This is a genomic window from Photobacterium sp. R1 (assembly GCF_054600795.1).
Map to the genome: position 1 here is coordinate 1 of NZ_BAAHZP010000901.1, position 241 is coordinate 241.

General features: G+C 47.7%; 1 protein-coding gene. It reads right to left on the reverse strand.

The features are described from left to right. The coding region (locus ACYP03_RS27670) for a hypothetical protein (RefSeq protein ID WP_459782892.1) at positions 1-241 on the reverse strand (241 nt) is incomplete at both ends.

A 241-nucleotide genomic window follows, 5' to 3' on the forward strand; every position in this document is an offset into this window, starting at 1 on the left:
GACAGCACGTACTCGCTGTTCTGCTCATAAGTGTTCTTGATCATCTTAAACAGTGACTTGTCCTGATCGACACCGTCGATAGTCCAGTCAGCATTGAAGATTTTATGACGACAGTGCTCAGAGTTTGCCTGGGCAAACATCATCAGCTCAATGTCGTTCGGATTACGACCCAGCTTGGTGAAGTTCTCAACCAGATAATCGATTTCATCTTCGGCCAGTGCCAGGCCCAGTGCGATATTGG